The following is a 26,737-nucleotide window of genomic DNA, read 5'->3' as shown; positions in this document are numbered from 1 at the left end:
TCGTCGAAGCGCAGTGGCCAGTGGCGTGTCTCGTGCACCCCTTGCCGATTGATCAGCAGGCCATGTGCCGCCGGCAGGCGACGCACCTGGCGGAAGATCGTGCGGGGTGCCGGGATCATGTGGAAGTAGAGATAATCGAAGATCGCCTGCGGGTCCAGTTCGTCGCCGCGCCCGTGAACGCAGTCGGCACGATCGGAGAAAGAGAGCGTCTTGCCATCGGTGCGATAGCACAGCGTCTCGATGGCAAAACGGTCGACCGCCAGAAATGCGTTGGCTTGGCGGGCGTCGATGATCACCAGAGCGTAGGCTCCGGTGAGGCGCGCGCAGACCTCCACGCCGCTCGTCCGCCAGGCCTTGAGGATTCTGGCGGCCGGCCGCACGGCCTGCGCCTCGCTGGCCGAGAGGTCGTCAATGAGCGCGGGCGAGCCAATCACGGCGCACAGGGCATCACCGTCGCGGGCGACATCATCAGCCCGCAGGGCCAGCGACGCGACGAGGAGAGGGCCCGTGGCGGGGTCGAAGAGGCTGGTCAGGTCAAGCTGACCGGAAAGTCGGTCTTTCATGAGGTGTCTTCTGGCGGCGGTGGGTTGGGTGGGGGAGGCTCGTCGGTGCCGGCAAGGGCAGCAGGTATTTGGTGTGGCGTAGGAGGGCGCTGGCACCGGCAATAAGTTGTAACGGCGTCATGATAGCTACTCGCGGGAAGCGATCCTACGCCAAAAGCAGCGACATCCGTTGTGCAGGATATCACCCTCGGTTGTCATCGCTCGCTGCCAGTGACGGCCGCCAGCCTGACGCTGTTCGACCCGGGCTGGCACCAGGGCGTGATCGGCATCCTCGCCGGACGCATCAAGGAAAAACTGCACCGCCCCACCTTCGCCTTCGCGCGCGGCAACCCGGGGGAACTCAAGGCATCCGGCCGCTCGATTCCCGGCCTGCACCTGCGCGACGCCCTCGACCTGGTCGCCAAGCGCCATCCCGACTTGCTGCTGCGCTTCGGCGGCCATGCCGCCGCCGCCGGACTGACGCTGCGCGAAGAACGCCTCGCCGAGTTCGACGCGGCCCTCGAGCAAGTCTGCCGCGAACTCGTTTCGCCGGCGCAACTGACCCGCACCCTGGAAACCGACGGCCCGCTGGAATCCGGCTATTTTTCGCTCGATGCCGTTCGCATGATGCAGCAGGAGGTCTGGGGCCAGGCGTTTCCGGCGCCGCTGTTCGCCGACCGTTTCGAGGTGCTGAGCCAGCGCATCCTCAAGGAGAAGCACCTCAAGCTCAAACTCCGCAAGGGCGAGCGGAGCTTCGATGCGATCCAGTTCAATTTCACCGAGGCTGCCGCCCCCGACCGCATCCATGCCGCCTTCCGCGTTGACATCAACGAATGGAACGGGCGCCAGACAGTGCAATTGCTGCTGGAGCATATCGAAGCCGACTGATCCGGCCAGGATCAGACTCCCGCAAACGGCCCGCCACGCTATTGATGGTTGCGATAGGAGCCGTGATTGGGGCAGGTCATGGGACGCGAGCACCTGACCCGAGAGCGTCGGCAAGAGCCGAACTGACCGCCTGCACGTTTTCGCCGACCATGGCTGCCAGCGTTTCGGCCTCGCTCGCCCGCTTTTGCCGCAGCGCCGTTTCCAGTTCCAGTGCAGCCGCCGCCAGCTCCTTCGCACCCAGCAAAGCGGAAGTACTCTTGAGGTCGTGCGTCAAGCGCAACGCAAGCGCTTCGTCGCCGCGTGCCAGAGCTTCGGGATAGCTAGTCGGCCATTCCTGAAAGCGCGGCGCGGCCATGCCGAGCAGTTTGAGCAGAAGTTCGACATTGCCTGCGGAGCGACGCAGGGCCTCGTCCAGGTCAAACAGGCCCGAAAGACCAAGCTTGTCGAGCACATCCGGCGTCGCCGAAGGCGTCACAGCCACGGGACCGGCCGCGACTGGCGTCCCGGTCGAGCCTTGTTGGCGGGCATACTTCGCGACCAAGTGGAGCAGTTCGCCCTTGCCCACGGGTTTGCTCAAATAGCCGTCACAGCCGGCCTCGATGCTGAGCTGCATGTCGCCTTCGAGCGCGTTGGCGGTGAGCGCAACAATCGGCGTCCGCGCGCGCCCCTCGACGCCTTCCAGCCGCCTTATCTCGCGCGTCGCGGTGTAGCCGTCCTTGCGCGGCATCTGGACATCCATCAGGACCAGGTCAAAGCGTCCTGTGGCGAAACGCTCCACGGCGTCCTGCCCGTTGTCGACGACTTCTAGGCGGTCGAGCGTTTCCTTGAGGAAGGACTCGACCACCAGCACGTTGTGCGGATTGTCCTCCGCGAGCAGGATGTCCATCGGCGCGCGCGCCACCGGAGCCTCATCCGCCGGGCTTGACCGGACAAGCTCTGCCATCGGCACGGCCGGCAGCGCGACCGTAAAATGGACCGTCGTGCCGTGACCGGGTTCGCTTTCAGCCCAGATGCGGCCACCCATCATCTCGACCAGGCGCTTGCTGATGGTCAAGCCCAGCCCGGTGCCGCCAAATTCGCGCGCGATGCCGCTGTCAGCCTGGGCGAAAGGCTCAAAGATGGACTCGATCTTGTCGGCCGGAATGCCAATGCCGGTGTCCGCGACGGTGAAATGCAACAGGTGTTCTTCGCCACGCAGGCGCTCGACACGGACGTCCACACCGCCCTTCACGGTGAACTTGATCGCATTGCCCACCAGATTCAACAGAACCTGCGCCAGGCGCTTGCGATCACCCTCGACTCCGACAGGGACCTCGGGCTGCACCTCGAGCTTGAGCGCCAGCGCCTTTTCGCCGATTCGCCCCTCGAGCAAGCGCATTTGTTCGGCAAGCATGTCTTGCAGCGAGAACTTGACGGGCGACAGTTCGAATTTTCCGGCATCGATCTTCGACATGTCGAGCAGGTCGTTGATCAGGCCAAGCAGGCTGTGGCCGGCACTATTGAACACGTCGACATACTGCCTTTGGCGTTCGTCGAGGCGGGTTTCCGCCAGCAACTGTGCCATTCCCAGCACGGCATTCATGGGCGTGCGTATTTCATGGCTCATGTTGGCGAGAAATTCGCTCTTGGCCCGGTTGGCCTCTTCGGCAACCGCTCGCTGGTATTCCAGCCTGCGATTCTCGATCATTACCGCACGCTGCTGGCGAGCGGCAATGATCGTCACCCCGGCCAGCAAAGCGACCAGCGGCACAAGCAGGCAGACCTGCTGCTTGCCCAGCACGAACAAGCCGATATCCAAGGCAATCACCAGGATCAGCGCGATCAGGCTCGACATGCCGTGATCGCCCGGCCGAGACTTGCGCCGCCAGCCACCGACAAAGGCCGGCAGCAGCGCGAGCGCCAGCAGCAGCGCGTCCCAGAGCCAGACCCTCGGCTTCAGCAACCGCCCACTGGCGAGCGCCTCGAACGCTACGGCGATCACCGTCGAACCGCTCATCTGGCCCAGTGGCGTGAAGGCGCGGTCGGAAAAGAAGGCAGTGCTTCCGATGAACACCGTACGCCCCGCGATCATCTGTCGCAGACCCTCGCCCTCACCAAGCCCGAGGGCCGCCGCGACCACCTGATCGAAGCCCAGTATCGGCACCGCACGCGCATTGCTCGGAAAAAGCAGTACGGCGCGCCCCGATTCGTCCACCGGTATGTCGAACTGCCCGATGCGCAGGCGGCCGTGCATGGCTTCGACTTGCGGGGAAAGAGTTCCGCGCCGGGCAAAATGCGCCGCCAGGGGCAGGGACGGCAACCGGTATCCCGCGACCTGATGTAGCAACGGTATCCTACGCAGCACACCATCCGGGTCAGTCGCCACCGAAATCAGCCCGAGTTGAACTCCCGAAACCAGCAGCCGGTCAGTCGGCAACGTGAGCCCTGCCCATGAGGTCGAAGGCAATGCCGGGTCGCCAGGCCAGGCCATGTCGCCCAGCCTTGCCATCGCCTCCGGGCTGATGACGGAACTACCGATCCGGCCGCTTCCGGCCAGCGCGACGGAGCCGCGCTCGACGCTTGCGCGGAGTTCCTCGTCGCCCTCGCGCGGATCGGCGAAAACGATGTCGAAGACGACCGCCGCGGCGCCCGCTTCCCTCAAATATTCCGTGACCGCGGCATAAATGTCGCGCTTGAACGGCCACGAGCCGATGAGAGGCTGGAGCTTCGGCAAGGACGCATCGTCGATGTCGATCACCAGCGCCGCATCGAACGACTGGCTGCGCGCGAACAATCTCTGGTGCAGATCGTCCATCGCATCCGTCATCCGACCATAAATCGGACTGAGCGCAAACAGTGCCGAGATCGCCCAAGCCAATCCCGGCAGCCAAATCCACGACGGGACCGAGCCGATCACCGAAACAACCCAAGCCTGAGGACTTTCAGGTCGGACCGGACGCTCGCTGGGGGGGGTGTCGCCGTCCTTTGTCCCCTGCGCCTTCATGCGAGACCTGGCAAAGGTGCCGGACGGCCGATCACGCGAAGACGTGCTGTCAAAGCGCGAACAAGAGCAACAGCAAGGGCGCGAATCGCCACAGCGAACCTTCGATCTCGATGCTCTGCGCGGCACCGAACGGTCCGGCAAATCCGTCGGCATCGATGGCCTTGACGCGCAGATGGTAGACGCCGGGCTCGGGCGTCGGCAGGACGGCCATCGGTTCAGCCGTCTGCCGCTCCACCAGCAGATTCCTGAACTCCGCGTCGGAAGCGAACTGGTACTCGAAACGCTGGCCCGGATCGCGGGCTTTCCAGCGGAAGGCGATTTCCTTGTCATCGACCCGGGGTGCCTCAAGAGCCGGACTTTCCGGAATCCTGCGTTGGACGAAGCTCAGCGCGTCGCTGAACGGTCCCTGATCATTTCCGTGGGCGACGGTGGCGATCCGCCAGTGGTAGCCCCCGGGCGACAGCGCGAGAGTGAACTCGGTGCCGGTGAGATCCTTTTGATCGAGCCGCAATTCCTTGAAATCCGGCCTCTCGGAAACCTGCAAACGATAACTCCGGGCGGCGCTGGAAGCCGCCCACTTGAACGTTGCACCATCGCCATGGACTTTTGCCCCCTCGCCCGGTTGGATCGTGAAAGGCGCCTCCGGCCGCGCCTTGAGGACGAAATCCACCGTGGTCGCGGCGCCCTCAAGGCCGAGCGTGTCTACGGACCGCACTCGCAGCACGTAGCGTCCGTCCGGCAGGTCGCTCCAGCGCGCCGCAGGCTGAACAAAGGTGCCATCGAGCAGCAGTCGATCGAATGTGCGATCCGCATACACCTGGGCCCGGTACGCTTTCGCATCGGCTACGGGTTCCCACGAGAAGCGCAATGGCACGTGTTCCAGCTTGCCGGCAATACCGCGCAACTCCGGTGCCCCCGCCAAGCGGCGCGGCGGCTGCGGGTCGCCATCCGCCGCCGCCAGAGTGCCGAAACCGGCATCGAGTCGCACCGAAGCCCTGGCTCCCTGTGCAGCGACCCGTCCCGCGTGCACTTCTGCGCGGGAAACCTTGTCGCGCGGATCGAACCGCACCTGGAAATCGGTACCGCGCACTCCCAGGTTGAGAGTCGGCGTCATGATCTCGTATTTCGACCCGACGCCCTTCTGTGGCGACACGCGAGACTCGACGCCGCCACCGTCGATCCGTATCTGCGTCTCCGCCATGCGGGCCTTGCCCACCACCATGAGGCTTTCGATGGTCATGGCGCTCTCGGGCGATACGAGCAGGCGCGAGCCATCGATAAAGCGCAGTGTCAGCGTGGATTGAGGACCGGTGGTGATCAGATCGCCCGCACGCACGCTCAAGCCGGACCTTGCAGCCGCCGCCTCGGAACCCTCGCGCCGTACATGGACGGCACCGTGCACATGGACGATTTCGGCCACCGCGGCCTCGCGACGGAGCCAGGCAACGGGGATCCGCAGCGGCTTGCCGGGAACAAGGTGCATCGGATCCGGCACGGCATTTATCTGCTGCAATTTCTGCCAGGTGGCCGGCGGCTTGAGCAGCGCTTGGGTCAGGCCGATCAGCGTATCGCCTGGCCGAACGGCATAGATCCAGTCCCTGGCTTCAGCCCACGCAGGCGAAGCGGCCGACAAAACCAGCGCAGTACACGTGGCCAAGCCGGCTCCAAGTTCGCCAAACCTGCCGAATTTCGTCACCATTTCAATTCGTCCCGTCGTATCCGGATCAGCAGCCTGCAATACAGCCCATTCTATTGCATTCACTTTCAAACGCCGGGGTTCGCAAGGCCATCCGATCAGGCGGCATCGAAGCCGGCCGAACCGCAGGATCCGAAGCTCCCCGCGCGGCGGGGGACGATGATCTCGTCCGCTTACATGCCGGTGAAAAGGTTTGCCACCACGTCCGGCCGGCCGAACAGGTTGCCCTGGTAGGCGTGACAGCCCTTGCTGGCGAGGAACTGCCGTTGCGCCTCGGTTTCCACGCCCTCGGCGATGACAGCGAGGCCGAGGCTCTGCCCCAGCGCAATGATGGTGCTGGCGATCACGGCGTCATTGCTGTCGCGCAGCACATCGCGAACGAACGAGCGGTCGATCTTCAACTGGTCCAGCGGCAGTCGCTTCAGGTAGAGCAGCGAGGAATAGCCGGTACCGAAGTCGTCCAGCGCGAAACTCAGGCCCTCGGCCTTCAGCACCGTCATCTTCGCCACCACTTCCTCGATTTCCTGCAACAGCACGCTTTCTGTCACCTCCAGTTTGAGCCGCCGCGGATTGGCACCGGTGTCCCGCAGCACATCGAGCACCTGCTCGACGAAATCCGGCTGGTGGAACTGGCGGCCGCTGACGTTGACGGCCAGGCTGAGATGCGCACAGTCATCGCCTTCCGCCCAAACCACCAGTTGACGACAGGCGGCCTCCAGCACCCAGCGGCCCAGGGGCACTATCAGTCGGCTTTCCTCGGCCTGGCGAATGAAATCGGCGGGATGGACCATGCCGCGTCCAGGATGCATCCAGCGCAGCAGCGCCTCGGCGCCGGTGACACGCCCCGTCACATCGACCTGACGCTGGTAATGCAGCACGAACTGGCCTTCGGCCACCGCCCGCCGCAAGTCGGCATCCAGCTCGGCGCGGGCCGACACCGCCGCCTGCATTTCCGGATCAAAGAAGCGCAGCGCGTTGCGACCGGCCGCCTTGGCCTGGTACATCGCCGTATCGGCGCGCTTCATCAACTCATCAACGGATTGGGACTGGTCGCGGAACAGCGTGATGCCGATGCTCGAGGTGCATTGGTAGCTGCGGCTGTCGAGTGCGCCGCCGGCCAGGCTGAGGTCGAGCAGGTAGGGTTCGTTGAGCGCCGCCTGGATCTTGACCGCCACGCTTTCCGCCTGCATCGCCGCAAGCGCCTCGGCATCGAGGTCTTCGAGGATGATCACGAACTCGTCGCCGCCGAGGCGCGCGACGGTATCGACTTCGCGGATGCTGGAGGCCAGGCGCGCGGCGACCTCGACCAGGAACTGGTCGCCGACATCGTGGCCCAGGCTGTCATTCAGGGTCTTGAAGTCATCAAGGTCGAACAGCATCAGGGCGCCGTGCCGGCCATGGCGCGCGCTGGTGGCCAGCGCCTGCTTGAGGCGTTCCAGCATCAGGCGCCGGTTGGGCAGCCCGGTCAGCGCGTCATAGAAGGCCAGTTGCCGGATCTCGTCCTCCGCCGCCTTGCGCTGCGTGATGTCGGAAAAGGTGCCGACATAATGCGTGACGCTGCCGCGTCGCCCCTTGACGGCGGTCACTCCGAGCCACCCCGGATAGATGTCGCCGTTCTTGCGCCGATTCCATATCTCGCCGCACCAGGTTCCGGTGTCGCGAATGCTGCTCCACATGGCTTCATAGAAGCCGCGATCGTGATGGCGCGACTTGAGCAGCCTCGGCGATCTGCCGACCACTTCCTCCGGGCGATAGCCGGTTACCTCGCAGAAGGCGCGGTTAACACGCAGGATGTTCATGTCGGCGTCGGTGATCATCACGCCGTCCTGCGATTCGAAGGTGATCGCGGCGACGCGCAGGTCCGCCTCGGCGCGCTTGCGTTCGGATATGTCGATGAAGCTCGCGCGAATCAGCTTCCGGTCGACGGCAGGCAACCTGACCACGCGCATTTCGCAACGCACCAGCTTGCCCTGCAGGCTGCGGATGGTCCGATCGAAGACGATCTGGCCTCCGCCGAGCGCCCGTTCCACCATCTCGCGGACGAGTTCGACGGCCGACTTTCCCTCGAACAGCCCGGGGGGATAAAAACGCTCCATCGGCCCCTCCAGCAGTTCCCCACGCTCGCAGCCGAAGAGCCTTTCCGCCTGGGCGTTGGCGTCCACCAGACGATCGCGGTCGACGTCATACACGACGATAGCATCCGGCGCCTGCTCGACCAGGACGCGGAACCGCGCTTCGCTCTCGCGCAGTGATCGCGTCATTTCTCCGGCCAGGCGCCGGGCCCGATCCCTGTTGGTGGCGAACGACCAGGCAATGGTGAACAGCAACATGCTGGTCAGCAGTCCACCGGCCAGCACTTGCGTCGAGCGGCTCATGAAGGTCGTCGGCGCCGGTTGGCTGGCATAGCTCACGGCCCATTGACGACCTCCGATCTGCATCGTTTCCTGGTGCACGAACGTCGGCGCCAGACGCCCCATCGCGGGATCGGCGTAAAGGATGTGCTCCGGGCCGGAACCATCTCCATCGCGAATGGTCAGCGCAACCGAGCGCGGAACTCGCTTGAGGAAGTCTGCCATCAGGGTCGGCACGTGCAGCGTGCCAAGGACATAACCCTGCAGCTCGGCGCCAGAGGTCGGCACTACCGGGAGCATCATGGCAAAAGCCGCATCCGGCGCGCCACCGGCATCGGCAGTCAGTGCAATCCTGCCGGAAATCGACGGCGCGCGGGTATCGCGCGCGCGTCGCAGGGAATCGTTCCACCGCGCGTCCAGCCGCAGGTCGCGACCGAGCAGTTCGCGGTTGAAACCGCCATCCGGTGCTGCCAGGACATACAGCACCCTGTCCTCGCCCTGCTGCTCCGCCTTGCGTCCGCCGACGGCCCGCGCAAAACCCAGATCCCGGATCGCGGGGAAGTCTTTTTCCAGCCCGAGCCCCCCAACGAAATTGCGCCATTCCTCGCGTGTGACGTTGCGTCCGGTCGCGAACAGGGCTGCCGCTACCTGGAGGGTACGCGCCTGGCCGAGCACATGGTTTTCAAACTCGGAATGGACCCGCTGGACCTCGGCATCGAAATCACGCCGCTGTTGGCGCTCGACGTCATCCCGGGTATGGCTCCATGCCAGCAGCGTCAATGCCAGGGCGCAGATCAGTGCAAGCCATGCCGGCCAGAGATCGGCGCGGGATCGCATTGATCCGGCGGCGTCTGGGATGGAAAAGTCTCTGGAGGTCATTGGCGTCCTGCGCTGGTTTGCGCGCCGATGATTTTACACGGTCACGCCAATGACATGGACCTCGCCGCCGTCCCGGCACCGCGAGCCCGCGCCTTTCACCCGCCACGGCGACGCATCGCGCGTGGCACCGTATAATCGCGCCCCTTCGCAACGAATTTCCCGCCGCCGTGTCCCAGCTCGACCTCGAAACCGCCCGCCGCCGCACCTTCGCCATCATTTCCCACCCGGATGCGGGCAAGACCACGCTGACCGAAAAGCTGCTCTGGTTCGGCGGCGCGATCCAGGTCGCCGGCGAAGTCCGCGCGCGCAAGGCCAGTCGCCATGCCACCTCGGACTGGATGGAACTCGAAAAGCAACGCGGCATCTCGGTCACCAGTTCGGTGATGCAGTTCCCCTACCGCGAGTGCATGGTCAACCTGCTCGACACGCCCGGCCACGAGGACTTCTCCGAAGATACCTACCGCACGCTGACCGCCGTCGACTCGGCGGTCATGGTGATCGACTCGGTCAACGGCGTCGAGGCGCAGACCATCAAGCTGCTCAACGTCTGCCGCCTGCGCGACACGCCGATCCTGACCTTCATCAACAAGCTCGACCGCGAGGGCCGGCCGCCGATCGAACTGCTCGACGAAATCGAGTCCGTGCTGGAAATCCAGTGCGCGCCGATGACCTGGCCGATCAGCATGGGCAAGCGCTTCCGTGGCGTGTACCACCTCTACGACGACAGCATCAGCTTCTTCGACCCGCAGGCCGACAAGGGCACCGCCGAGGTGATCAAGGGCCTCGACAACCCACGCCTCGACGAGCTGATCCCCGACCAGGCCGAGGAACTGCGCATGGAGGTCGAACTGGTGCGCGGTGCCTCGCACACCTTCGACCGCGCCGCCTACCTGGCCGGCAAGCAGACGCCGGTGTTCTTCGGCTCGGCGATCAACAACTTCGGTGTGCAATCCTTGCTCGACGCGGTAGTCGACCTCTCGCCGCCACCGCAGCCGCGGGCCACGGAAACCCGCACGGTGCAGCCCGGAGAGCCGAGGTTCTCCGGCTTCGTCTTCAAGATCCAGGCAAACATGGACCCCAAGCACCGCGACCGCATCGCCTTCGTCCGCGTCTGCTCCGGCAAGTTCGAGCGCGGCATCAAGCTCAGGCAGCGCTCGACCGGCAAAACCCTGGCGGTGAACAACGCCATCACCTTCATGGCCCAGGACCGCAACACCACGGACGAAGCCTGGCCCGGTGACATCCTCGGCATCCCCAACCACGGCACGGTGCTGCTCGGTGACGCCTTCAGCGAAGGCGAGGACCTGAAATTCACTGGTATCCCCTGCTTCGCGCCCGAGCACTTCCGCCGCGCGCAGATTCGCAATCCGCTGAAGATGAAACAACTGCAGAAAGGCCTGCAGCAGCTCGCCGAGGAAGGCGCGACGCAATTGTTCAAGCCCATCCACAGCAACGACCTGATCCTCGGCGCGGTCGGCACGCTGCAGTTCGACGTGGTCGCGCACCGTCTCGAATTCGAATACGGCGTCGACTGCATCTTCGAACCCTACAACGTCGCCACAGCGCGCTGGCTGCGCGGCGACGATGCCGCGATCCGGGCGCTGGCCGACAAGTCAGGCGTCAATGTCGCGCTCGACGGCGCCGGCGACTACGTCTATCTGGCGCCCAACAGGGTCAACCTGTCGATGACGCAGGAGCGCCACCCGGAAGTAGTTTTCCTCGAAACCCGCGAGATTCATTGAGCAGTATTTCAATGGCGCGAGTCGGGGTCGGCACCCGGCGCCGCATCGACAGAAGTCGCCCCCGTCAGATCCCTGGCCGCGAGGCCTGCCCCGCGAAAAACAGCACGCGCCGCACATAGGCCTGCGTCTCGCGGAATGGCGGGATGCCCTGATAACGATCCACGCTCCCTTCGCCGGCGTTGTAAGCGGCCACGACCAACGGCCAGTCGCCGTCGAAACGCGACTTGAGCCAGCGCAAATAGGCCAGCCCACCACGGATGTTCGATTCGGGATCGAAGGCATCAACAACGCCGAAGCGCTCCTGCGTTCCCGGAATGAGTTGCATGACGCCCTGGGCGTTTTTCGGCGATACCGCCAGCGTATCCAGGTTCGATTCCGCCATCGCCACCGCCAGCGCGATTCTCACGTCGACGCCGCTGCGTGCGGCGTGGCGGCGAATCAGGTCGGCGACCCGGCGCCGCGTCGGCGAAAGGCCGGCCAGATAGCCGTCGAGGTCGAAAGGCTCGGTGATTGGGGCGACTTCCAGTTTGCTGCAATCGCCGTCGAGGGGCGCGAACGGAACGGATTCATCGAAGTAATCGATCGCGCCATGGTGGCCCAACTGCACGGCCTGCGCGAGGTAGGCGTTAGCCAGCGCCGGATTGCGCAGGTGGGCCGGACCGCGGGCCAGGATGCGCCCGATGCGGAAGAAACCCTCGGCGCTGCCGGTGATCGCGGCATCGCAGTAGAGCCGGATCGCCAGCGGCGCATTGCGCCGGATGCCGACTCCCATCTCGGCGGCGAGGCCCTGTTCCAGCGCCGCGAGCGCGCGCGGCGCTTCGAGTTCCGGTGTCTGGGCACTTGCCGCGGCGGCGGCCACGCCAACGAGACAGGCGAACAACAGGTAGTAGAGCTTGCGGGCGACGAATTTCACCCGCCTAGGCTAACTTATTTCGCCGCGCTCAAGCGCTTCACCCCGGCGACGAAGCGCTGCAAGGTGGCGGACAGCACACCGCGCGGGATCGTCACTTCGATCAACTGGAAGCGGCCGCGCGTCGCCATGGCAGTGTCGAGTGCCGCCTTGAGTTCGGCGCGGGTGTTCACGCGGACGCCGTCGCCGCCCATGCCGGCCGCCATTTCGGCATAACCCCAGTGGCCCAGATCGTTGAACGAGGACTCGGGCTGGAAGGTGCGCAGCATTTCCCAACTGGCGTTGTTGAACAGCAGCACGATCGGGTCCCAGCCATAGCGCCGGCAATTGCCGAGTTCCCAGCCGGTCATCTGGAAGGCGCCGTCGCCGACCAGGATCAGCGGCCGCTGCCCGGTCGCCGCCTGCAGCCCGAGCCCGGCCGGAACGCCGTAGCCCATGGTGGCGTAGTAGCCCGGCGCCACCAGCGCGGTGTGCTCGATTTCCATCGCGGTGAACAGGCAATCCCCCATGTCGGAGGCGATCGGCATCTTTCCGTGCGCGGCCATCAGGTCATTCACCGCCGTCGCGATGTCGGTCGGTGTAATGCTTGCGTTGTCGGCCACCATGCCACGGGGATAGGCCGCAGGCTTGACCGCGAAGGCCTTCTCGCCCGGACCGACGCGCTCCAGCAGGGCATCGACCAGCGCCGCCAGCGGCAGGTCGGGATAGACGTGGTAGCCAAGCGTGACGCGGCCATCCAGCGCCTGTATGGTCTTGCGCAAGTCGATCTTGGTTTCCGAAACGGCGAAATTGGTGTCGCAGACGATCTCGCCGAGCAGGAACAGGCCGTCGGAGCCTTCCACCCGTTGCGTCACTTCCGGCAGGCCGGCGACACCCATGTAGGTGCCCAACAGCGGCGCATCGTGCTCGGCGAGCAATCCGCGGCCCATGAAACTGGTGACCACCGGCAAGCCGAGGCGGCGCGCCAGCAACGCTACCTTTGCCTCGAGGTCGTAGCGCCGCACCTCGACCCCGGCCATCAGCACCGGCGATTTCGCCTGTGCCAGGCGTGCCAGGATTTCTTCGACACAGGCGCCGAGTGCGTCGTGATCGATCGGCCGCGCAGGCTCACACAACACCGGCGCGCAGGGCAGGCTAACCATGTCGCGCGGGATCTCGATGTACACCGGCTCGGAATTGCGCAGGCAGTTCGCCAACACCCGCGCGATGTCGGCTGGGGCGCGCGCCACGTCATCCAGTTTGACCTGGTCGCAGGTGATCTCGCGGAACATCTGGAACTGCGAATCCAGCGTCTTGGCCTGGTGGTGCAGCAGCAGGCCAGAGCGCGCCTCGCCCTTGCCCGGCCCGCCGGACAGGACCACCAGTGGCGACTTTTCCGCGTAGGCGGCGGCAACGGAATTAACCATGTTCAGCGCACCGGCGCCATAGGTTACGGCCGCGACGCCGAGTCCGAGGTGGGCGCGCGCAGAGGCGTCGGCGGCAAAGCCCACTCCTGGTTCGTGCGACAGCGTGTAAAGGGGCAGGATTTTCGATTGCTCGATGATCCGGAAATAGGGCAAGGCGAAATCGCCGGGGATGCCGAAGATCTGGCGGGCGCCATGGTCCTTGAGGGCGTGAAGCAGGGATTCGACGAGATTCATGGTGGGGTGACCGGCAGAAAGCATGAAGTACATTTTCCTGCAGATCTTACCCACAATGCGTTCATGTTAACCGGTCATTCGGCTGTAACATGCACGTTCTGTGCGCCCTCTATCGAAATCATGCCGACAATCACCATCGACCGCTACGACCTCGCCCTGCTCGCGGCCGTGCAGCACCACGGCAATGCCACCAACGCCGTGCTGGGCGCCACCGTGCATCTGTCGGCCTCGCAGATAAGCCGCCGCCTGCAGCGCCTGACCGACGCCGGCATCATCGCCGGCCATGCCGCCCTGCTCGACGCGGCGGCGATCGGACTCGGCGTTACGGCCTTCGCCCACGTCATACTCGAACGCCACGGCAAGACCCATTCCGACGCCTTCGAGGCCGCCGTCGCCGGGCTGCCGGAAGTCATGGACTGTTTCTCGGTCAGCGGCGACGCCGACTACTTGCTGCGCGTCGTCGCCCAAGACTTGCCGGCGTTTTCCGAACTGATGATGAAACGCGTGCTGCGCCTGCCCGGTGTCGCCCGGATCACGACCAACATCGCCCTGCAAAGGGTCAAGCAGACCCATGTGCTGCCGCTCGACCACCTGACCCAGCCTGCCCGCTCGCGGCAGAACATCCGCTACTCGGGCGGCGGCACATGAAACTCACCCGGCTCTGGCAGCCGCGCAATCCGGCCTTCTGGCTGATGATCGTGCTCAACCTGCTGTCGACCGTACTGGCCTGGATTGCCCGCAGATTTGATCTGGCGCCCGTCGCGGCGCTGATGGTCGCGGCCTTTGCCATCGGCAACGCCCTGCTCGGCGTGTACCTGATGTGGCTGCTGATGCGCGACGATCCGGCAAGGCCCGCGCGCGACAGCTGAAGCGGCGACGGACGCATATGTACGGGAATCCGGTCGTTTATCCGGCAGGGCGCCGCTCAGTCGCCACGCATCTCCAGCCATGCCAGCAGGGTCTCATACAGCACCTTCGGGGCCACCGGTTTGGAGACATGGTCGTTCATGCCGGCGTCGAGGCAGGCCTGCCTGTCTTCGTCGAAGGCGTTGGCGGTCATGGCGATGATGGGTGTGGTCCGGTTCAGTGAGCCGGCTCCCATGTCACGAATGGCCTTCGCGGCATCGACGCCGTTCAATACCGGCATCTGCATATCCATCAGGATCAGGGCGTAGGTGTTTTGTTTGGCCAATTCGAGCGCCTGTCGGCCATCCTCGGCCAGGTCGACCACGAAGCCAGCGTTTTCGAGCAGGGCCCGCGAAACCGCCTGGCTGACCGGCTCGTCCTCGGCAAGCAGGATGCGTGTGCCGGCATATTCGGCCTGCAGGCGCTGCTCGGCCATGAGGCCCGCAAGAGTCGGCGCTGGCGGGACGGCACCCGGTTCCCGTTTCTTGAGCGGAACGACGAACCAGAAGGTGCTGCCCCGGCCGGGAGTGCTCTCGACGCCGATCTCCCCACTCATGAGCCGGACCAGCCGCTTGCAGATGGCCAGCCCGAGACCGGTGCCGCCATACTTGCGGGTCATGCTGTTGTCGGCCTGCTCGAATGAACGGAACAGCCGCGCCTGCGCTTCCGGCTCGATGCCGATGCCGCTGTCGCTCACATCGAAACGCACTTGCACGGCCTCGGGCGTTTCGCCAACCGGACGGATGCGCAGCGCGACTTCTCCCTGCTCGGTGAACTTGATGGCGTTGCCGACCAGGTTGAAGAGGATCTGCCCCAGCCGTAGGGGGTCGCCCGAGAGGGGGGCACGAACGAGTTCAGCGGGTAAATCGATGGTCAGCTTCAGCCCTTTCTCGGTGGCTTTTTGGCCGAGGGTGCCGACGATTTGCTCCGCGCTCTGGCCCAGGGACAGGGGCACGGCTTCGAGCACCATGCGCTCGGCCTCGATCTTGGAGAGATCGAGGATGTCGTTGATGACGCCGAGCAGGTGGTCGGCCGATGTCTTGGCTTGGTCGAGCTGACTGATTCCCTGCGGATCGGCCATGCGCCGCTTGGAGAGTTCGATCATGCCCAGCACGCCGTTCATCGGCGTCCTGAGTTCGTGGCTCATGTTGGCGAGGAAGGCGCTCTTGGCGATGTTGGCGGCCTCGGCGGCTTCCTTGGCAAGAAACAGCGCCTTGGTTCTTTCTTCAATCAGGCTTTCACGCTGGCCAAGATGCCGTTCCAGTTCCTGCTCGGCTCGCCTAGCCCGCCTCATCTCGGCGCGGGATCGCGCCAGGGCCGCCTGCATATCCCCGATAAAAAGTATCGTGACCACGCTGCCACCTATCAGAACCGCGGCGAGATCGACAAGTCTGGTGACGTATGTCGCCGTGACATTCGGCCGCTGATCAAATGTGTGCCAGCCCGATATATCGCAATAGGCCATCAGGGTGATCGCCAACAGTATTCCGATCAACAACATCACGACAACCCGGCGCGAAACCAGCAGTCCGGCCACCATCACCGTGACCGGGTAAAGCAGGAGCACCGTATCGCGGTTACCTTCGCCAACCCAGGCCATGAACGAAATCATCATGGTCAGCGTGATAACCAGCAGGATGCTACCGGCGTGTGTATTCCCCCTGCGCTTCAGGACGATTACCGCCAGCATTGCACTCAGCGAAGTGACCAGCAGGGTGGGTAGAACGGGCGAGGTGTACAGCCAGAATTCCGCGATCGCCCTGGCCGCCAGTACGAGAGCGGCTATGGTCGCAATCTGCTCCAGGCGATCCGATTGGGGCAGCCCATCGGAGAAGTCCTGTTTCAGGGTCGGAAGGCTCATGAGGCGGCGGATGGCTTCGGAATCAAATCAATGACGGTCAGAAAGGCGCGGATATCGATGGGCCTTGTCATGCAATCGGATAAACAGGCGGAACGCCCGTGACCGGTGTTGCGCAGCATGCCATCGGCCATGACGGCGCTCGCCGAAATGTGCTGCAGCCAGGCGTCGAATTCGAATGCCTCCACGGCCCGGTACCGTCAATGCCCGGCGTTGTCGATGGTCACAATACAAGAAATCCAGGAAATCACTGATCAAGCGCCCTATCGTCATTCCGGCGGAAGCCGGAATTCACCGGAATCAAGACAACGGATACCGGCCTTCGAGCGCGTTTCGGGTTATACAGCGTTTCCCCAAGTACCTCCAATAGGTGAAGCCCAGTATTCCTCGCCCGAGAGGATCGGTCAAGTCAAAACTGCTGCCTTTGCTGCCAAATCACCGACAAAGCTCTCCCGCTTTCACCCAGCTTTGTCGGCATGGTCCCGAGTGTCACCCGTATCGCATCGCCGCCGGGCGCTATCCGCCCCGGATACGCGCGAGTCCGAGGCGGGCGTGCGCCGAGGTCTCGGCGTTACCGCCTTCGCCCACGTCATACTCGAACGCCACGGCAAGACCCATTCCGACGCCTTCGAGGCCGCCGTCGCCGGGCTGCCGGAAGTCATGGACTGTTTCTCGGTCAGCGGCGACGCCGACTACTTGCTGCGCGTCGTCGCCCAGGACTTGCCGGCGTTTTCCGAACTGATGATGAAACGCGTGCTGCACCTGCCCGGTGTCGCCCGCAACACCACCAACATCGCCCTGCAGAAGGTCAAGCAGACCCACGTGCTGCCGCTCGACTACCTGACCCAGCCCGCCCGCTCGCGGCAGCAGATCCGCTGATGTGGCTGCTGATGCGCGACGATCCGGCCTAGCTGGCGGGCGACGCCTGAACAGGCCATTGGATTTCTCCAAAACAGACATCCAGGAATGCAAAACGGGAGCCGCAGCCCCCGTCCTTGTTTGCATCGCTATCGTGTATCAGGCAACTGCTTTCTGCTTCCTTCGACGTTGAGCGAGGCCGAGCAATCCCAAGCCGGCCAGCATCAGCGCGTAGGTTTCGGGTTCCGGGATGGGCGCGGTGACGAGAGTGAGCGTAGGACGGAGGCTCTCCCCGGTATCTGGATGCTCGGCATCTGCAACGAAGTAAATGAATGGGTTGCCCTGATCGACCCGCTCGAGCGTAAAGCCGTAGTTGGTCATGGCACCACTGGTCCAGGAACTGACCGCAGCAGTCACATCGACCGACCGCCAAAGGTAGGTATTTGAATCGCTGATCGTCAGTGTGGCGGCCGGCGTCGGCTCGTAGCTCGGCCTCTCGGTCCAGTCATCGATCGAGGAATCCCAAGCGGAGGTGTTCTGGTACAGATTGAAAACTGCGTTTTGCCCCAAGGCATTACCGTCATTCCACTGATGAAAAAGGTTCAAGGTCGCGGTGCCGGAGAACGAAGCATAGGCGCTCAAATCGAACTGGAGCAAGCCGATGTTTTTTTGCCCATTGGGCCACCAATTGACCGTCAGGAATTGAGTGTCGGTACCGTTATCGACGGAGATATTGCCGGTCTGGACAACGGGCAGCGTTTGGGCGAAGGCGTTGCTCGCAAGAAGGCCGCAAACCAGGACGCCGACGGCAGTAGTATTGAAATTCATAGTGGAACCTCCATTGACCAAATTAGCCAGTCCGAACTTAGTCCCCCCGGAAAAATAGCTCAATAGGCCGAACGGACTAATCAAAGAATAAGACACAACACGCCGGGAAGCCTGGCTGCATCGTCCGCATTCACAGCATGGCAGGCGTATCCTTGTCGCCTTGCCCTCAATCTCAAATGTAATCGACGGAGACTTCAAGGAATGGAAATGACCACCACACCCTCATTCGAAGGTAAGAAGATCGCCAAGTACTGTGGCGTCGTGGCTGGCGAGGCTGTTCTTGGTGCCAACATTGTCAAAGACTTGTTTGCCAGCGTCCGTGACATTGTCGGTGGCCGGTCGGGCACGTATGAGAATGAGCTTCGCAAGGCCCGGCAGATTGCCTTGGACGAATTGGCGGAACAAGCCAGGGAACTAGGGGCGAATGCCGTGGTAGGCATTGATCTCGACTACGAAGTGCTTGGCGAGAAGAACGGAATGCTCATGGTCTCGGCCAGCGGCACGGCTGTCGTTGTTCAGGGATAGCCTCAGCCAACAATCAGCCAAGGGGCGCCGGGGCAAAATGATTTCCGGCAGCCATTGAAAATCGGCGCCCCACGGGGACTTCCTTCGGTCGCCGGCGACACGGCGATTTCCGGCTTACTTCGTATTGCGTTCGCGCACGATGGGCGGTACGAACTTGACGGAAAAGCGCCAGCCCTCCTCCGTGTCGCGCAGCACCAGGGTTTTCGAGCCGGCACCGGGTTCGAACAGCGGCTCGGTGCCGACCAGTTCGATCGCGCCGAGTCCTTTCACCACGCAGGCGCCGGGCAGCGTGACGAAGACCGATTCGGCCGCGGTCAGCACGAACGCGCCTTCCTTGGACTGCGAACAGTTCAGTCCGCGCGGGACCGCCGCGGGATCGCGGCGCCAGGTCTCGCACATGCCGTCGAGCGCCGCCTGCAGTTCCGGCGTCATCCTGATCGGCAACACGACTTCACGGGACTTTTGATGGCTCATGTTCAACTCCGGTCGGAAGTGACCGCCGGCAGCAAGCGGTTCAGACATCCGCGGAGAATACCAGCATAGGCAGTTCGCCAAGTCCGCGGTCGCGGTAGCATCGCAGCTAGTCCCGGATCGCCTTTTGGAGAAGAACCCATGTCAGTTGTGGATGGCTCGCCTGCCTCGCGCGGGATGTTGATTGTCGGCGCCGGCCTCGCCGGATTGACGGTGGCCGAGACGCTGCGCGTGGAGGGCTACGCCGGGTCGATCACGCTGCTCGGCGCCGAGCCGCACGCGCCCTACCAGCGGCCGCCGCTGTCCAAGGGCTTCTTGCTCGGCGACACGCCAGAGGCGCAGCTCAACATGCGCCCGGCTGAGGTGTTGGTCAAAAAAGAGATCGATCTAAGAGTCGGCGCCGGCGCCACGGCGATCGATCGCGCCGCGAAGCGGGTTGAACTCGCCGATGGCTCCTGGCTGCCCTATGAGGGGCTGGCGCTGTGCACCGGCGCCCGCCTGCGTCCCCTGCCGCTGCCCGGCGCCGGCCTGGCCGGTATCTTCGGCCTCCGTTCGCTGGACGACTCGAAAGCGATCAAGGCGGCGCTGGAGACCGCGCACAACGTCGTCATCATCGGCGGCGGCTTCATCGGCCTCGAAGTCGCCGCCGTCGCGCGCAAAAATGACAAGCAGGTCACCGTGCTGGAGGCCGCCGAGCGCCTGATGGCGCGCGTGGTGCCGCCGGCCATCTCGTCCTTCTATTTGGACCTGCATACCCGCCACGGCGTCGACCTGGTGCTGGACGCCATGGTCGAGGAACTCGTCGGCAAGGATGGTCGCATCGCGGCCCTAAGGACCGGCGACGGCCGCGAGTTCGCCGCCGACCTGCTGCTGGTAGGCATCGGCGTGATCCCGAACGCCGAGTTGGCGCAGGCTTCCGGCCTGGAAGTCGCCAACGGCATCGTGGTCGATGCCTGCAGCCGGACCTCCGACCCGGCCATCGTCGCTGCCGGCGATTGCACCGCGCGACGCCTGCCCGACGGCCGCCTGCGCCGCCTCGAATCGGTGCAGAACGCGCTGGAGCAGGCCAAGTCGGCTGCCGTGGCGCTGCTTGGCCGCGAACGTCCCTTCACCGCCACGCCCTGGTTCTGGTCCGACCAGTACGACATCAAGCTGCAGATGGCCGGCCTCAACGCAGGCTTCGACCAGGTGGTAACGCGCGGCGACCCGGCGACGCACAAGTTCTCCTGCTACTACTACCGGGCCGGGGAGTTGATCGCGATCGACTCGATCAACCAGTCGCCCGACCACCTCACCGGCCGCAAGCTGATGGACAAGGGCATCTCGCCGACGCCGCAGCAGGCGGCCGACCCGGCCTGCGACCTCGCCGCCCTGCTCGCCTGATTTCGCTGCGGAAGCAAAGACCCGCCTGGCGCGGGTGTTGTCCGGCAACGCAGGCCGGCTTATAGTCCGTGCTGCCATGACCGATCGAATCATTCCCATCATCCGCGCCACCCGGGCCACGCTGCCGCCGGGACGCGACCTCGCCGCAGCGCCCGATGGCGACCTGGTCGACCTGCGCCGCCGGCGCGTGCGCGACCTGCGCATTTCGGTTACCGACCGCTGCAACTTCCGCTGCGTGTATTGCATGCCGAAAGAGGTCTTCGGCGACGACTACGCCTACCTGTCGCGCAAGCAACTGCTTTCCTTCGAGGAGATCGAGCGCGTCGCGCGCATCTTCGTCGACCTCGGCGTCGAAAAGATCCGCCTCACCGGCGGAGAACCGCTGTTGCGCAAATACATCGAAAACCTGATCGAGCGGCTGGCGAAACTCCCGGTCGAGATCACCCTGACCACCAATGGCTCGCTGCTGGCGAAGAAGGCGCAGGCGCTGAAGAATGCCGGCCTGCACCGCGTTACCGTCAGCCTCGACGGCATCGACGACGCCACGTTCAAGCGCATGAACGACGTCGATTACGCGGTGGGCGACGTGCTCGACGGCATCGCCGCCGCATCCGCCGCGGGCCTGGCGCCGATCAAGGTGAATTGTGTGGTCAAGCGTGGCAGCAACGACGACCAGATACTGCCGCTGGCGCGGCATTTTCGCCACAGCGGCCACATCCTGCGTTTCATCGAATACATGGATGTCGGCAGCTCCAACGGCTGGTGCATGGACGAGGTGCTACCCTCGGCCGGCGTCGTCGCCCGCATCAACGAGGAATTCCCGCTCGACGCGATTGACCCCAACTACCCCGGCGAAGTCGCCGAGCGCTGGCGTTATGCCGACGGCGGCGGCGAGATCGGCGTCATCTCCTCGGTGACCCAGGCGTTCTGTGCCACCTGCACCCGCATCCGCCTGTCGACCGAAGGCCAGCTCTACACCTGCCTGTTTGCCCAGAGCGGCCACGACCTGCGCGCGCTGTTGCGCAAGGGCGGCGGCGACGAAGCCCTCCGGCGCGAGATCGCCGCCATCTGGCGCGGCCGCGACGACCGCTATTCCGAGGTCCGCACCGCCGCCACCGCCCTGCCGGCGGCGAAAAAAATCGAAATGTCCTACATCGGCGGCTAAGCCGCCGCGACCGTCCTGCGATTCGCGACCATGACCTCGATCCTCCAAGCCCTGTCCTGCGCCGATAACTACGACCCGAACTCGCTGCACGCCGATCGCGCGCGCGAACTGATCCTCGGCCTGCTGCTGCCGGTCACCGGCGTCGAGCGTGTCTTCCTGCGCCAGGCGCTGGACCGGGTGCTGGCGGCGGACGTGATCTCGCCGATCAACGTACCCAGCCACGACAACTCGGCGATGGACGGCTGGGCGCTACGCAGCGCCGATCTTGCCGCCGGCGGCGAAACGCGGCTGAAGAACATCGGCACCGCGTTCGCCGGAAGGGCCTTCGAAGGGAAAGTCGGCGCTGGCGAGACGGTGCGGATCATGACCGGCGCCGTGCTGCCGGAGGGCGTCGATACCGTGGCGATCCAGGAAGTCGCCCGCGTCGAGGGCGATGCTGTCACCATCCCGGCAGGCCAGCAGGCCGGCCAGAACACGCGCCGCGCCGGCGAAGACCTGCAGGCCGGCAAGCCGGCGATCCCCGCCGGGCGCAGGCTGCGCCCGGCCGAGGTCGGCATCGTCGCCTCGCTCGGCGTGGCCGAGCTCAGCGTGCACCGCCGCGTTCGCGTGGCGCTGTTCTCCACCGGCGACGAATTGTGCAGCATCGGCCAGCCGCTGGCCGAGGGTTCGGTGTATGACAGCAACCGCTACACCTTGTGGGGCATGCTCACGCGCCTGGGCTGCGAGGTGATCGACATGGGTGTGGTCAAGGACGATCCGGCCGCGCTCGAAGCCGCCTTCCGCGACGCCGCGTCCTGCGCCGATGCCATCATCACCAGTGGCGGCGTCTCGGTCGGCGAAGCCGACTTCATCAAGCAACTGATGGCGCAACTCGGTGAAGTGGCATTCTGGAAGATCGCCATGAAGCCCGGCCGGCCGATGGCTTTCGGCCGCATCCAACCGGATGGCGCGGATCGCCCCGGCGCCTGGCTGTTCGGCCTGCCCGGCAACCCGGTGGCGGTGATGGTCACCTTCTACCAGTTCGTGCGCCCGGCCATCCTCAAGCTGGCCGGCCTCGACCCGCTGCCGACCGTGCCGCATTTCCAGGCGCGCTGCACCGAAGCGATGAAGAAAAGCCCGGGACGCACCGAGTACCAGCGCGGCATCCTGTTCCGCGAAAACGACGAATGGTGCGTGCGCCCGACGGGCGCCCAGGGCTCTGGCGTGCTGCGCTCGATGGCCGATGCCGACTGCTTCATCGTGCTCGAACACGAACGCGGAAAAGTCGGCGCCGGCGACACGGTCACCGTGCAGCCGATGGCCGCGATCGTCTAGCGCCCATGGCGGCAATTCGGTCAGCACCAGCAAACTTGAAACCACCGTTCGGGCTGAGCTTGTCGAAGCCCTTCGACAAGCTCAGGGCGAACGTTCAAGCAGATTGCAGCCGACTCAATATTCTGCCACTTCCGCGCCGCGCAGCTGCCCGCGCAGGCTGTTGGCGGCGTTGCCGAGTTCCGCAGCACGCAGGTTCATCGGCACGGCAACCGACTGGCCGGACTTCAATACCCCGGAAGGCGCGTATTCGCGCGCGAATCCGGGCGCCACGGCCGCCACGCGCAAGTTGCGCAATGCCGTCGGGCTTCGGTTGGTGATGCGCAACGCGAGGTTGCCGGCCTTGTCCGCCACCGGTTCGACCAGTACGTAAGCCGCCGGATTGCGCGGCAAGTCGAGGCGGACCAGGGCGGAACCGGCGCGGCGGCCAACTTCGGAATCGGAACCGGCGGCGAGCCGGTAGTGGTCGATGGCCTTGCCCGGGTTGTTCGCCCCCTGCGCCAGGTAGCCCAGCACGTAGTGCGCGGCGGCGGTGGGCAAGAGCCGGTTGGCCTGTTCCAGGTCTGCCTGCGCGCCGGGCCGGTTGCCTTGCTGCTGGCGGGCAAGGCCGCGGTTGAGGTAATGCGCGAAGTAGTCGCCGTTGCGCCTGATCGCCTCGTCGTATTCCTTTTCCGCCTCGGCGACGCGGCCCAGGCGCTTCAGCGCATCGCCGCGCAAGGCGTGGAACAGGCCTTCGCGCGGCTCCAGTTTGAGCGCCTCGTCGGCCTTGGCCAGGGCCTGCGCCGGTTGCTTTTCCAGCAGCTTGCGCCCCTCGTCATGGGCCGCGTAAGCGGGCTTCGACTTGAGCAGCCCGGCGATCTTCTGCCGATAAATTTCCTCGCCGCGAAACAGCTTGGCCGGTTGACTGGCGGCCTTGGCGCGATTGGCGTCGACGCGTTCCTGCGACGGCGGGTGGGTGGCGAACAGGCCACCCAGCCAGTCCTGCGACTTGCTGCCCGACAGCCGGACAAAAGTCTCCTGCAGTTCCACCGCCGCCTTCGGGTCGTAGCCGGCACGCACCATGTAGTCGATGCCGTAATGGTCGGCCTCCAGCTCATGGTCGCGGCTGTAGCGCAGGCTGAGCAGCGTCGCGCCGCCCTGGGTAGCGAACTCGATCAGGTCGGCGCCGCGCTTGTCGGCGGTGAGCGCGCCGATGATGGCCGCGCCCGCCGCCAGCAGCGTACCCTGCTCCACCGAGCGCGCGCCATGCCGCGCCGCGGCATGGACGATCTCGTGCGCCAGCACCGCCGCCAGTTCCGCCTCGCTCCTCAGTTCGGTCAGCAGGCCGCGATTGATCGCCAGCTTGCCGCCCGGCAGCGCCCAGGCATTCGGCACCGAATCGTTGATGACGACGAACTCGAATGGCAGCTTGGACCGGTCGCTGACCTTCACCAGTTTCAGTCCGACCTCGCCGGCGTAGGCCGCCAGCGCCGGATCGAGCAGGTACTTGCCGCCCGCCGACTGCTGGTTCTGCAGGTATTGCTGGGTGCCGATGCTGATTTCCTGTGCCTCGGAAACGAAGCTCAACTCGGATTTCCTGGTCACCGGATTGGTGGCGCAGGCGCCCAGTGCCAGCACGCAGAGCGTCAGCAGGGTATGGCGGCGGGCAGCGGCGATGAAAGGCATGTTGGTCATGGGTCGGGGCGGCATCGAGGGCCGGCGGCGGCATCCGCGCAGGTGTCGCGAACGACTTGAATCTCCGGCGTCATGGACTACACTTGCCGGACACGTTTTCCTGGCCGGCTGGATTTTCCGTTCGAAAGGATACCCCATGAAGAGCGTCGAAGAGATGGATGCCGCGATCGACAGGCTCAATGCCGAGATCGGCGACCTTGGCCTCTGGTCGCCCCCCGCCGTGATCAAGCTGCACGAATGGATACGCGAGGTGGACAACCTGATCCGCAAGGAATTCACCCGCCGCGCGGCGACGCACCACATGAGTCCGCGCCGCTAGCTAGCGACGCCCATGCCTTCGACGGCCGCCGGCAGATCATGAACCTTCGGCAGTTCTGCCCGGCGATGGTCGAGCAATTTCGGCCCGCCCCCTTCCGCTCCGCGGCCCACCGCTGGCTTTGTACAGCCAGTCGGCTGCGGCGGCGCGACGCATGCGTCGCGAATTCCCGCCTCGCCCCTCGCGGGGGGGATACTGATCAGCTCGCTTCGCTCGATGTTGGCTTTAGGTCCGGTTGCTTCACGTCAATCCCCAACGATTTCCGATCCATCGAAGGAGGCGGCAATGAGCATGCTTGACAAGCGGGTGGCGCTGCGCTGGCGGCGGACCAAGATCGTGGCGACGCTAGGCCCCGCCAGCAGCAGGCCCAATGCCATCGACCAGTTGCTGCGCGCCGGGGTCGACGTGGTGCGGCTCAACATGTCGCACGGCACCCACGACGGGCATCGCGAGGCCTGCCAGCGGGTGCGTGCCGCGGCGCGCAAGCTCGACCGCCATGTCGCCATCCTGGCCGACCTGTGCGGCCCGAAGATCCGTTGCGGCACATTTCCCGACGGGCCGCTGCGGCTCACGCCCGGCGAGGAGGTGCTGATCGACCCGCGCGTGAACCGCGGCGGGCCGGGCCTGATCCCCTCGCAGTACAAGGCCATCGCAAAAGACGTGCGGCCCGGCCACCGCATCCTGCTCGACGACGGCAACCTGGAACTGAAGGTGCTCACCATTACCGGCGACCAGGTGCGCTGCGAAGTGGTGTTCGGCGGCCTGCTCAAGGACCACAAGGGCATCAACCTGCCCGATTCGAAGGTGTCCGCGCCCTCGCTGCCGCCCAAGGACATTGCCGACGCACGCTTTGCCATCGAACTCGGCGTCGATTACCTCGCGCTCTCCTTTGTCCGCACCGCGAAGGACGTCGCCGGCCTGAGGCGCCTGATCGCGCGCGCCGGCGCATCGACGCCCATCATCGCCAAGATTGAAACGCCGGAGGCGATCGAGAACATCGATGCCATCGTCGTGGCTTCGGACGCGATCATGGTGGCGCGCGGCGACCTCGGCATCGAACTACCCGCCGAACAGGTACCCCTGGTGCAGCGCGAACTGATCCGCATCGCGCGCCAGCACAACCGCGCCGTGATCGTGGCGACGCAGATGCTGGAGTCGATGATCGACCACGCCCGCCCCACCCGCGCCGAAGTCGGCGACGTCGCCAATGCGGCGATGTCGGGCGCCGATGCGGTGATGCTGTCGGCGGAAACGGCCAGCGGCAAGTTTCCGCTGCGCGCGGTCGAGATCATGGATCGGGTGCTGCGCGAGGTCGAAGGCTACCAGTGGCAGCAGGGCAGCTTCCTGCAGGGCGAAGCGGTGCCACGCGACAGCATGGACGTGCGCGACGGCGTTGCCCATGCCGCCGCAACCATGGCGCGCGACCTCAAGCTGCAGGGCATCATCATTCCCACCGAGGGCGGCACCACGGCGCGGGTGATCTCCGCGCACCGGCCGACGGCGCCGCTGGTGGCGGTATCGACCGACGCCGCCGTGTGCCGGCACCTGGCGCTCTACTGGGGCATCGTGCCGATGGCCGCCGCCGCCGAGGACTTCACCGACTACGCTTCCCTGTGCGCCACCATCGCGCAGCGTTGCAAGCTGACCCGCACCGGGCACAGCGTGCTGCTGGTATCGGGATTCAACGACGATGCGGCACTCAATGCGCCGATGCTGAAAATCCAGCGCGTCTGATTCGCGCAGGTCGCCGCCCGGGTTCACAGGGCCAGCAATCTGCGCGACGGAAAAAGTGCGGCATCACACGCGCATAC

Annotated in this window: 21 protein-coding genes and 1 pseudogene; 11 read left to right on the top strand and 11 right to left on the bottom strand. The window is 65.0% G+C overall.

What is annotated here, in order from left to right:
• Positions 1-563, bottom strand: a pseudogene (locus tag J0M27_RS08415) (hypothetical protein); the annotation flags it as partial.
• A gap of 171 nt (positions 564-734) precedes the next feature.
• On the opposite strand from J0M27_RS08415, the gene J0M27_RS08410 reads away from it, so the two are divergent.
• Positions 735-1,430 carry a DHHA1 domain-containing protein gene (locus J0M27_RS08410; RefSeq protein ID WP_294989834.1) on the top strand — a complete coding sequence of 232 codons (696 nt, stop codon included), beginning with the start codon at positions 735-737 and terminating at the stop codon, positions 1,428-1,430.
• 76 nt (positions 1,431-1,506) lie between these two features.
• On the opposite strand, the gene J0M27_RS08405 is transcribed toward J0M27_RS08410, so the two are convergent.
• From J0M27_RS08405 to J0M27_RS08395, 3 genes are all read right to left on the bottom strand, one after another.
• Positions 1,507-4,413: a CHASE2 domain-containing protein gene (locus J0M27_RS08405; protein ID WP_294989830.1), complete on the bottom strand. Its 2,907-nt coding sequence runs from the start codon at positions 4,411-4,413 to the stop codon at positions 1,507-1,509.
• A gap of 49 nt (positions 4,414-4,462) precedes the next feature.
• A complete protein-coding gene (locus tag J0M27_RS08400) occupies positions 4,463-6,070 on the bottom strand; it encodes a FecR domain-containing protein (RefSeq protein ID WP_294989827.1) in 1,608 nt (535 codons plus the stop codon).
• A 212-nt stretch (positions 6,071-6,282) separates the two neighbouring features.
• Positions 6,283-9,297 (bottom strand): EAL domain-containing protein, encoded by a 3,015-nt coding sequence (locus J0M27_RS08395; protein WP_294989824.1) that lies wholly within the window; start codon positions 9,295-9,297, stop codon positions 6,283-6,285.
• Positions 9,298-9,506: 209 nt separating this feature from the next.
• Between J0M27_RS08395 and J0M27_RS08390 the strand changes: the two genes are divergently transcribed.
• A complete protein-coding gene (locus J0M27_RS08390; RefSeq protein WP_294989821.1) occupies positions 9,507-11,081 on the top strand; it encodes a peptide chain release factor 3 in 1,575 nt (524 codons plus the stop codon).
• A gap of 64 nt (positions 11,082-11,145) precedes the next feature.
• On the opposite strand, the gene J0M27_RS08385 is transcribed toward J0M27_RS08390, so the two are convergent.
• On the bottom strand, positions 11,146-11,994 hold the full coding sequence (locus J0M27_RS08385; protein WP_294989818.1) for a transglycosylase SLT domain-containing protein: 849 nt from the start codon (positions 11,992-11,994) through the stop codon (positions 11,146-11,148).
• Between the two features lie 14 nt (positions 11,995-12,008).
• Entirely contained in the window at positions 12,009-13,655 is a 1,647-nt protein-coding gene (ipdC, locus tag J0M27_RS08380) for an indolepyruvate/phenylpyruvate decarboxylase (protein ID WP_294989815.1), read from the bottom strand.
• A 96-nt stretch (positions 13,656-13,751) separates the two neighbouring features.
• Between ipdC and J0M27_RS08375 the strand changes: the two genes are divergently transcribed.
• Together J0M27_RS08375 and J0M27_RS08370 are read left to right on the top strand one after the other, a co-directional pair.
• The gene (locus J0M27_RS08375) at positions 13,752-14,279 is read left to right on the top strand and encodes an Lrp/AsnC family transcriptional regulator (RefSeq protein ID WP_294989812.1); all 528 of its coding nucleotides are present in this window, start codon (positions 13,752-13,754) and stop codon (positions 14,277-14,279) included.
• A complete protein-coding gene (locus tag J0M27_RS08370) occupies positions 14,276-14,500 on the top strand; it encodes a hypothetical protein (RefSeq protein ID WP_294989810.1) in 225 nt (74 codons plus the stop codon). Before J0M27_RS08375 ends, J0M27_RS08370 begins: the two co-directional genes overlap by 4 nt.
• A gap of 56 nt (positions 14,501-14,556) precedes the next feature.
• On the opposite strand, the gene J0M27_RS08365 is transcribed toward J0M27_RS08370, so the two are convergent.
• Together J0M27_RS08365 and J0M27_RS08360 are read right to left on the bottom strand one after the other, a co-directional pair.
• Entirely contained in the window at positions 14,557-16,398 is a 1,842-nt protein-coding gene (locus tag J0M27_RS08365; protein ID WP_294989807.1) for an ATP-binding protein, read from the bottom strand.
• A complete protein-coding gene (locus J0M27_RS08360) occupies positions 16,395-16,583 on the bottom strand; it encodes a hypothetical protein (protein WP_294989804.1) in 189 nt (62 codons plus the stop codon). The genes J0M27_RS08365 and J0M27_RS08360 overlap by 4 nt, the downstream gene beginning before the upstream one ends.
• Positions 16,584-16,947: 364 nt before the next feature.
• Between J0M27_RS08360 and J0M27_RS08355 the strand changes: the two genes are divergently transcribed.
• A complete protein-coding gene (locus J0M27_RS08355) occupies positions 16,948-17,274 on the top strand; it encodes an Lrp/AsnC ligand binding domain-containing protein (protein WP_294989801.1) in 327 nt (108 codons plus the stop codon).
• A gap of 138 nt (positions 17,275-17,412) precedes the next feature.
• Here J0M27_RS08355 and J0M27_RS08350 read toward each other — a convergent pair whose 3' ends face one another.
• Entirely contained in the window at positions 17,413-18,081 is a 669-nt protein-coding gene (locus tag J0M27_RS08350) for a DNRLRE domain-containing protein (protein ID WP_294989797.1), read from the bottom strand.
• A 201-nt stretch (positions 18,082-18,282) separates the two neighbouring features.
• Here J0M27_RS08350 and J0M27_RS08345 point away from each other — a divergent pair, with 201 nt between their 5' ends.
• The gene (locus J0M27_RS08345; RefSeq protein WP_294989794.1) at positions 18,283-18,606 is read left to right on the top strand and encodes a heavy metal-binding domain-containing protein; all 324 of its coding nucleotides are present in this window, start codon (positions 18,283-18,285) and stop codon (positions 18,604-18,606) included.
• A gap of 114 nt (positions 18,607-18,720) precedes the next feature.
• Here J0M27_RS08345 and J0M27_RS08340 read toward each other — a convergent pair whose 3' ends face one another.
• Entirely contained in the window at positions 18,721-19,080 is a 360-nt protein-coding gene (locus tag J0M27_RS08340; protein WP_294989790.1) for a hypothetical protein, read from the bottom strand.
• Positions 19,081-19,218: 138 nt separating this feature from the next.
• Between J0M27_RS08340 and J0M27_RS08335 the strand changes: the two genes are divergently transcribed.
• The 3 genes from J0M27_RS08335 (at position 19,219) to glp (ending at position 22,939) form a co-directional block, all read left to right on the top strand.
• A complete protein-coding gene (locus J0M27_RS08335) occupies positions 19,219-20,460 on the top strand; it encodes an FAD-dependent oxidoreductase (RefSeq protein WP_294989787.1) in 1,242 nt (413 codons plus the stop codon).
• A gap of 76 nt (positions 20,461-20,536) precedes the next feature.
• Positions 20,537-21,625 (top strand): GTP 3',8-cyclase MoaA, encoded by a 1,089-nt coding sequence (gene moaA / locus J0M27_RS08330; protein WP_294989784.1) that lies wholly within the window; start codon positions 20,537-20,539, stop codon positions 21,623-21,625.
• A gap of 30 nt (positions 21,626-21,655) precedes the next feature.
• The gene (glp, locus tag J0M27_RS08325) at positions 21,656-22,939 is read left to right on the top strand and encodes a gephyrin-like molybdotransferase Glp (protein WP_294989781.1); all 1,284 of its coding nucleotides are present in this window, start codon (positions 21,656-21,658) and stop codon (positions 22,937-22,939) included.
• 114 nt (positions 22,940-23,053) lie between these two features.
• Here the strand turns inward: glp and J0M27_RS08320 are convergent, their stop codons facing one another.
• The gene (locus tag J0M27_RS08320; protein ID WP_294989779.1) at positions 23,054-24,610 is read right to left on the bottom strand and encodes a M48 family metalloprotease; all 1,557 of its coding nucleotides are present in this window, start codon (positions 24,608-24,610) and stop codon (positions 23,054-23,056) included.
• A 136-nt stretch (positions 24,611-24,746) separates the two neighbouring features.
• Between J0M27_RS08320 and J0M27_RS08315 the strand changes: the two genes are divergently transcribed.
• Together J0M27_RS08315 and pyk are read left to right on the top strand one after the other, a co-directional pair.
• Positions 24,747-24,929 (top strand): hypothetical protein, encoded by a 183-nt coding sequence (locus J0M27_RS08315; protein WP_294989776.1) that lies wholly within the window; start codon positions 24,747-24,749, stop codon positions 24,927-24,929.
• A 282-nt stretch (positions 24,930-25,211) separates the two neighbouring features.
• On the top strand, positions 25,212-26,660 hold the full coding sequence (gene pyk, locus J0M27_RS08310) for a pyruvate kinase (RefSeq protein WP_294989773.1): 1,449 nt from the start codon (positions 25,212-25,214) through the stop codon (positions 26,658-26,660).
• The last annotated feature ends 77 nt before the right edge of the window (positions 26,661-26,737 follow it).

Source organism: Sulfuritalea sp. (assembly GCF_017302275.1).
Taxonomy (GTDB): domain Bacteria; phylum Pseudomonadota; class Gammaproteobacteria; order Burkholderiales; family Rhodocyclaceae; genus Sulfuritalea.
This window is presented reverse-complemented; position numbering and strand designations above follow the sequence as displayed.

What these genes read in the sequence shown, in the direction of transcription:
- J0M27_RS08335 (WP_294989787.1), top strand. Translation starts at nt 19,219, where the DNA reads ATGTCAGTTGTGGATGGCTCGCCTGCCTCGCGCGGGATGTTGATTGTC.
- J0M27_RS08370 (WP_294989810.1), top strand. Translation starts at nt 14,276, where the DNA reads ATGAAACTCACCCGGCTCTGGCAGCCGCGCAATCCGGCCTTCTGGCTG.
- J0M27_RS08345 (WP_294989794.1), top strand. Translation starts at nt 18,283, where the DNA reads ATGGAAATGACCACCACACCCTCATTCGAAGGTAAGAAGATCGCCAAG.
- J0M27_RS08340 (WP_294989790.1), bottom strand. Translation starts at nt 19,080, where the DNA reads ATGAGCCATCAAAAGTCCCGTGAAGTCGTGTTGCCGATCAGGATGACG.
- J0M27_RS08350 (WP_294989797.1), bottom strand. Translation starts at nt 18,081, where the DNA reads ATGAATTTCAATACTACTGCCGTCGGCGTCCTGGTTTGCGGCCTTCTT.
- J0M27_RS08395 (WP_294989824.1), bottom strand. Translation starts at nt 9,297, where the DNA reads ATGCGATCCCGCGCCGATCTCTGGCCGGCATGGCTTGCACTGATCTGC.
- J0M27_RS08320 (WP_294989779.1), bottom strand. Translation starts at nt 24,610, where the DNA reads ATGACCAACATGCCTTTCATCGCCGCTGCCCGCCGCCATACCCTGCTG.
- pyk (WP_294989773.1), top strand. Translation starts at nt 25,212, where the DNA reads ATGAGCATGCTTGACAAGCGGGTGGCGCTGCGCTGGCGGCGGACCAAG.
- moaA (WP_294989784.1), top strand. Translation starts at nt 20,537, where the DNA reads ATGACCGATCGAATCATTCCCATCATCCGCGCCACCCGGGCCACGCTG.
- J0M27_RS08375 (WP_294989812.1), top strand. Translation starts at nt 13,752, where the DNA reads ATGCCGACAATCACCATCGACCGCTACGACCTCGCCCTGCTCGCGGCC.
- J0M27_RS08365 (WP_294989807.1), bottom strand. Translation starts at nt 16,398, where the DNA reads ATGAGCCTTCCGACCCTGAAACAGGACTTCTCCGATGGGCTGCCCCAA.
- J0M27_RS08315 (WP_294989776.1), top strand. Translation starts at nt 24,747, where the DNA reads ATGAAGAGCGTCGAAGAGATGGATGCCGCGATCGACAGGCTCAATGCC.
- J0M27_RS08405 (WP_294989830.1), bottom strand. Translation starts at nt 4,413, where the DNA reads ATGAAGGCGCAGGGGACAAAGGACGGCGACACCCCCCCCAGCGAGCGT.
- ipdC (WP_294989815.1), bottom strand. Translation starts at nt 13,655, where the DNA reads ATGCTTTCTGCCGGTCACCCCACCATGAATCTCGTCGAATCCCTGCTT.
- glp (WP_294989781.1), top strand. Translation starts at nt 21,656, where the DNA reads ATGACCTCGATCCTCCAAGCCCTGTCCTGCGCCGATAACTACGACCCG.